This is a genomic window from Natronomonas sp., from assembly GCF_046710025.1.
Lineage (GTDB): Archaea > Halobacteriota > Halobacteria > Halobacteriales > Haloarculaceae > Natronomonas.
This window is the reverse complement of the sequence record NZ_JBKEGK010000176.1, coordinates 1-5,396: the sequence shown is the minus strand read 5'-3', so window position 1 is coordinate 5,396 and position 5,396 is coordinate 1. Positions and strand designations below refer to the sequence as shown.

Below are 5,396 nucleotides of genomic sequence, written 5' to 3'. Positions count from 1 at the left end.
CTCGCCTGCCCGTGCGGGCAGACCGTTACGACCCGGTCGTCGGCGTCGAACTCCTCGATTCGCCCGGTCAGTTCCGCGAAGGGGATGTTCTCGCTGCCGGGGATGTGCCGCCGCCGAAACTGCCCCGGCGAACGGATGTCGACGATCCGCGGCGGCGTCTCGGCGTCCAGCAGTTCGTTGAGTTCCTCGGCGGTGATCTCGCCGTCCATGGACGGACATACGCCAGCGCGGTATTAAGCGGCCGGGTCGCGATGGGTTTAAATGCCCAGATGGACCCAGTCAGCGGGTCGCACGTCTCTCAACCCTGGGGTTAATATAGACAGTCGCAAAGAGTCGAAACAATGACAGCGGGTATCGGGGGGAGTGAGAGGGGTGTCACGTCCGCTGTCGGTGTAATAATGGTCGTCTCGATAACGATCATCCTCGGGTCCGTGGTCGGCATATACGCGTTCGGGGTCTCGGAGAACGTAACTGAGACGCCCAATTTCACCGCTCTTGAGTTGGAGTTTGAGGAGGAGCCCGCATCAGCACCCTCGTACGACGAGTTCATTTGGCTGATTAAACTAAGACACACGGGCGGCGAGGTCGTTGACGGCGATGAGATTATCGTTCATCTCGATCACGGCGACCAGCGGGTCACCGGGGTGGTCGACGGATCGCTGACTGCTGGCGAGACCGTCGAGTTGGCGGTGATCCACAACAATCAGGACGGGAATAATTTTCCCGAGGAATATGCTCCTACCGGTGAGAATGGGGGTTGTGATGCGGTAAACGTGGCGTGCCGGTTGGCGGGGGACCCCGGAAACTACCCCGATGAGAACCGGATTCAACTCCGGATGATACACGAACCGTCGGGGACGATCCTCTACGAGGAGACGATAGACATCTCAGGGGAATACGGTATCTTCAACGGCAACCCCGATAGCGGCGTCAACGTCAGGGACGAGACGTTGACGTTCGCCTGAGTGACATCGGACGGCATCTTTCGCGATACCCGCCGAAGACTGGTTATAGATACCCGTCGGCCTGCGCCAACAGCAACCCCTCGATCGTTGCGTCGTTGGCAGGAGCCGTCCGGGCGAGTTCGAGCGCCTCGTCGACGGGGACAGTCACGATATCGAGGAACTCGCTTCCGTCGAGTTTCCGCTCGCCCTGGGAGAACCCCTCGGCCCACACGATCCCTCGGGGATGTCGCAACACGCCGGTCGAACACCAGAAGTCCTCGAGTAGTTCGACGGACTCGGGGACGAGACCGACCTCCTCTTCGAGTTCGCGCGCACCGGTGGTGACGTAGTCCTCACCGTCCTCGACGATCCCGGCGGGCAGTTCATAACAGAGGCGCTCGATGGCCGGCCGGTACTGCTCGACGAACACGACCGACGGGCCGGCTGCCGCCCCGTCGCCCGAAGCGGGAGCAGCGCCGTCGGCTCCGCGGGCGGTTTTTTTATCCAGGCCGAGCACCGCTGGGTCGTCGACCACCGAGACGATCACAACTGCGGGCGGTAACTCCGCCCAGTAGTACCGCTTCGTGCGGCCGTCGGGCAGCTCCACGAGGTCGTAGCCCCCCTCATACCAGCCGGTTTGGTACTCAGTATGCGATTCGAGGACCGGCCACTCGTGGTCGCTGGGACTCGGATCGTCGGGATCGCCGTCGGTCATTCCCCGTCCTCCGTCCCGACCAGTCGGTCCCGGTAGCGTCGGTTGAACGCCATCCGGCGGACGGTGCCAACCGCCGCGTCCGGTTCGTTCTGAAACGTCGCGGCGACCGCTGCCTCGGCGGCCGGCAAGACGTGCCAGGCCACGCGGTCGACGGTATCGCTGCCGGCGATCCGGACGTCGCCGGGATACTCCTCACGCCAGGCTTCGAACACCCCGCTGTCGGCCACCCGGACGGCGAGCGTCTCGGCGAAGAGCGTCTGTCGGGCGGTCTCGATCACGTCGGCGGTGACCCGCTCCTCATACTCCGAGCGCTCGAAGTCCATCGCCCGCGCGGTCTCGCGAACGACCGACTGCGCCGTCGGCCCAAGATCTCTGTATCTGTTCTCGGCCGCTGCCCACGAGTCGGGTTCGTAGTGCCCCCGGACCTCGACGTCGCCGTCGACTGTGGCGGCCTCCTCGTTGATGTCGTCCGCCGCGGCGTCGGGGCTATCGTCCGGCATCGTCCCCGCTGTCGGTGTCCACATCCGCGTCGATCTCCGCGTCCGCACTGTCACCGTCCGCACCCTCCCCGTCTTCTTCGTACATCCGGAAAGTCATCTCGCGGGCCTCCTCGAGCACTGCAGCGGTCTCGTCGTCGATCGGTCCCGAGGTGTCGACGGCACCGCCCTGTGTGTGGTCGTGCTCAGCGTGGTCGTGCCCGGACTCGGCGTCATCGAACAGCGCCCCCGAGCGCTCTTCGGGCGGATCGGCCGACCCCTCGTTAAGCCCGCCAGCGGTATCCTCGAACAGCTGCGGGAACTCCGTCTCCTCAACGAGGTCAGCAACGGCGTCGGCGAGTTCGGCCTCGCCCGTCTCGGCCCACGTCGGAACGTGCTCGTCGAGCCACGCCTCGTGGTCGTCGTCGCCCAGCATCGCCGTGAACGCGAGGTGGTTCGCGAGATGTCCCGCGTCGGCCTGTGGGTCCGAACAGACGGGGCAAGCGTATCCCATACGCGCAGTCGGGACGCCAGCGGCAAAACGCCTGCGTCCCGCTACGGCGACAGGTGCTTGACTAGCACGTGGGCGTCCTCGCCGTCATCGTAGTAGTCCGGCACGACGTGGTGAGGCTCGAATCCAAACGACGAGTAGAGTGTCCGCGCCGACTCGTTGGTCCGTCTGACCTCGAGTTTGACCCGCCCGGCGCCCGCGGCAGCGAGCGCGCCGAGCGCCCGCGAGAGGAGCCGACGCCCGAGTCCCTGGCGTCGGTGGTCGGGCGCGACGGCGAGATCCTTGATGTGGCCGACCGGCGCCGCCCCCGCCTCGATCGTGTCGCCGACGACATAGCCGACGACATCCCCGTCGGTCTCGGCCACTAGAAACCCCGGTGCGCCGAGGAATCGCTCGAACGCGGTGTATGGCCACGGCTGCTCGAACGAGCGCGTCTCGATCCGGAACACCGAGAGGAGGTCCGCGCGGACGGTGCCCCGGATCTCGACCCCGGCGCGTGGCTCGGTGCCTCTCACATCTCACGTGTAACCGGGATGTCGACATAGGCCTGTCGGCCCCCGGCAGGTACCGGCAAAACCCCGGACAAGACGAGAGAATCCAGAAGATTCATGTGTGTCTGGTTACGATCGTTAAGCGCACCCGCTTGGGTGCATCCCCACCCCCCACCCCGTTTTAATATCTGATAGCTCCTGCCACGTTGGCTACCATAGGTTGCCGCCAGCACGGTTACCGTTTTTTACCGACCGGCTGCATCCCACGACTAAGCCCGTGCGCTTTCGCTTCGAATCGTCCTAACATCGTCGCCGACGTCGATCGTCTCCCCACAACCGCTTTGCGGTACCCGGGCAATAATCATTGAGCAGTAGTAGTGATCGAACGCGTCGTCGTCGGCCCACTCGGGGAACGTCTCTTTGCGTTTCTCGACGAATCGTTCACGGAATTCAGGGATCGATTCGCCGGTGTCGGGATGGCGCTGAGGGACGACACACCGGCCACAGGGCGTCACACCATCGACGGGAACGCCGTCGATCTCGAAGGCCGGCGCCCCTTCGCCCACGAACCGATCCTCCCAGAAGGCCGGCACCCCCGATACTTCAACGTTCGCCCGGAAACGGCGGCGAGCGCCCTCGACTGTTAGCCGATCGAACCACGACGCAACCGTTTCGAGCGTAGCCGTGCTGACGATCGACGGCCCCAATTCTCGTCGGTCGACGAATCCGAGCGACGTGTCCCGCTCGAGCGTTACCGTCAGATCGAAGCAGTCACTAAACCACCGTTCGGCCCGTGTTCGCTCAGCGTGCAGATCGAACTGTTGGGTGTCTCCACAGGGTGTTTCGACCCACAACGCACCCGAGTTAGGATCGAAGTCGGTCGTGAGCTCATGTACTCGCTCGGTCCGTTTTCCGTTAATAACGTTCCCGTCGGCGTCAAACAGCGCGAATTCACGATCGTATTTCAGCGTCCCGCCTTCGAGAACTGGGGTCGTCTCGACATCGATCCCGTCCAGCCCTTTTATCGGGAACACCCTCAGTCGCTCCACGCGAGCCATGAACTGGGTTGGTGTCTCTCATACAATAGTTTTGCTCGAACGCTGTTTTCTGATCGAGGGGCCGTCGTCTCATTCCTAGACGGCCTCTCCCGGCCCCACCGAACCCGCCAGGTTCGTCCCCTAGCTAACTGAGCGGAGAGCGTCGCTCGACTGTATCGTGAGCACGAATACCGGAGCGCCCCAAGGCGTGCCGAAGTGTGTACGACGCTCAGAGCGCGTTTCGCAACGCTTCGTTCATCGCGTCGACGGGAGCATCGCGCCCTGTCCAGATCTCGAACGCTTCGACGCCCTGAAACAGCAACATCCACGCGCCCTTGACGGTCGTCGCCCCGACCTCGGCGGCATCAGTGAGTAGCCGCGTCCGAAGCGGCGCATACACCGCGTCGAGCACGGCCAGGTCGGCGTGGAGGGCGGCTTTCGGTACGGGGGTCTCGTTGGATTCCATCCCGACGCTCGTTGCGTTGACTAGGAGGTCGGCGTCCGAAAGCGCGGGCTCAAGCTCGTCGAGGCCGCCGAAGCCAGCCCCCGGAACCGCCGCCGCGAGTGTTTCGGCCCGTTCGACGGTCCGGTTTGCGATGTGGACATCCATCCCCGCGTCGGCCAACGCAAAGGCGGCCGCCCGCCCGGCACCGCCCGCGCCGATGACAACCGCTTGGCCCGATAGCGCCACGCCGTGATACTCGAGCGCACGGACGACGCCCGCCGCGTCAGTGTTGTGCCCGGTCGGCCCGTCGTCGAAGGCGACGGTGTTCACCGCCCCGATGCGCTCGGCGAGGGGGTCGGTCTCAACGGCCGCCGCGACATCTTGCTTGAACGGGATAGTCACGTTCAGCCCGGCGATCCCGAGCGCGTCCGCCCCGTCCATAACGCGGTCGATCGAGCCCGGTTCGGGCTCGAAGGTCACGTAGCGGGCGTCCATCCCACAGGCCTCGTAGGCCGCCTCGTGCATCGGCGGCGATACCGAGTGCCCAACTGGGTTGCCGATGAGGCCGAATACCTGCATACCTGAGCGACCCGGCGGGCGGACAAAAGCGTTGTGCGACGGCGGATCAATCCGAGGTGTCTGGAGTAGCATAAATCGTATGCTGCGATATAGAATCGGTGCGGTGGCGCTGCGAATACCCCCGAATCCGTGCACGAGATCCGGCTCTATCGACGGAAATCGACTCAGAGGAGGATGTGATCAGTGTGTCACGACCGC

Annotated in this window: 8 protein-coding genes; 1 reads left to right on the top strand and 7 read right to left on the bottom strand. The window is 64.4% G+C overall.

Annotation, left to right across the window (positions count from 1 at the left end):
• Window positions 1-209: rhodanese-like domain-containing protein (locus ACI944_RS11230; RefSeq protein WP_411719145.1), on the bottom strand; the 209-nt coding region annotated here is incomplete at its 3' end.
• A gap of 132 nt (window positions 210-341) precedes the next feature.
• Between ACI944_RS11230 and ACI944_RS11225 the strand changes: the two genes are divergently transcribed.
• Window positions 342-965, top strand: coding sequence for a type IV pilin (locus ACI944_RS11225; RefSeq protein ID WP_411719144.1), 624 nt, complete (start codon window positions 342-344; stop codon window positions 963-965).
• 43 nt (window positions 966-1,008) lie between these two features.
• Here ACI944_RS11225 and ACI944_RS11220 read toward each other — a convergent pair whose 3' ends face one another.
• The 6 genes from ACI944_RS11220 to ACI944_RS11195 all read right to left on the bottom strand — a co-directional run bounded on the left by ACI944_RS11220 (window position 1,009) and on the right by ACI944_RS11195 (window position 5,198).
• Window positions 1,009-1,659 (bottom strand): NUDIX hydrolase, encoded by a 651-nt coding sequence (locus ACI944_RS11220; protein ID WP_411719143.1) that lies wholly within the window; start codon window positions 1,657-1,659, stop codon window positions 1,009-1,011.
• Window positions 1,656-2,159, bottom strand: a complete 504-nt coding sequence (locus ACI944_RS11215) for a DUF5809 family protein (protein WP_411719142.1) — start codon at window positions 2,157-2,159, stop codon at window positions 1,656-1,658. Before ACI944_RS11215 ends, ACI944_RS11220 begins: the two co-directional genes overlap by 4 nt.
• Window positions 2,146-2,649 carry a DUF5810 domain-containing protein gene (locus ACI944_RS11210; RefSeq protein ID WP_411719141.1) on the bottom strand — a complete coding sequence of 168 codons (504 nt, stop codon included), beginning with the start codon at window positions 2,647-2,649 and terminating at the stop codon, window positions 2,146-2,148. Before ACI944_RS11210 ends, ACI944_RS11215 begins: the two co-directional genes overlap by 14 nt.
• 41 nt (window positions 2,650-2,690) lie before the next feature.
• Window positions 2,691-3,161: a ribosomal protein S18-alanine N-acetyltransferase gene (gene rimI / locus ACI944_RS11205; RefSeq protein ID WP_411719140.1), complete on the bottom strand. Its 471-nt coding sequence runs from the start codon at window positions 3,159-3,161 to the stop codon at window positions 2,691-2,693.
• Between the two features lie 245 nt (window positions 3,162-3,406).
• Window positions 3,407-4,195, bottom strand: coding sequence for an MOSC domain-containing protein (locus tag ACI944_RS11200; protein ID WP_411719139.1), 789 nt, complete (start codon window positions 4,193-4,195; stop codon window positions 3,407-3,409).
• Between the two features lie 208 nt (window positions 4,196-4,403).
• The gene (locus ACI944_RS11195; protein ID WP_411719138.1) at window positions 4,404-5,198 is read right to left on the bottom strand and encodes a shikimate dehydrogenase; all 795 of its coding nucleotides are present in this window, start codon (window positions 5,196-5,198) and stop codon (window positions 4,404-4,406) included.
• Window positions 5,199-5,396 lie beyond the last annotated feature (198 nt).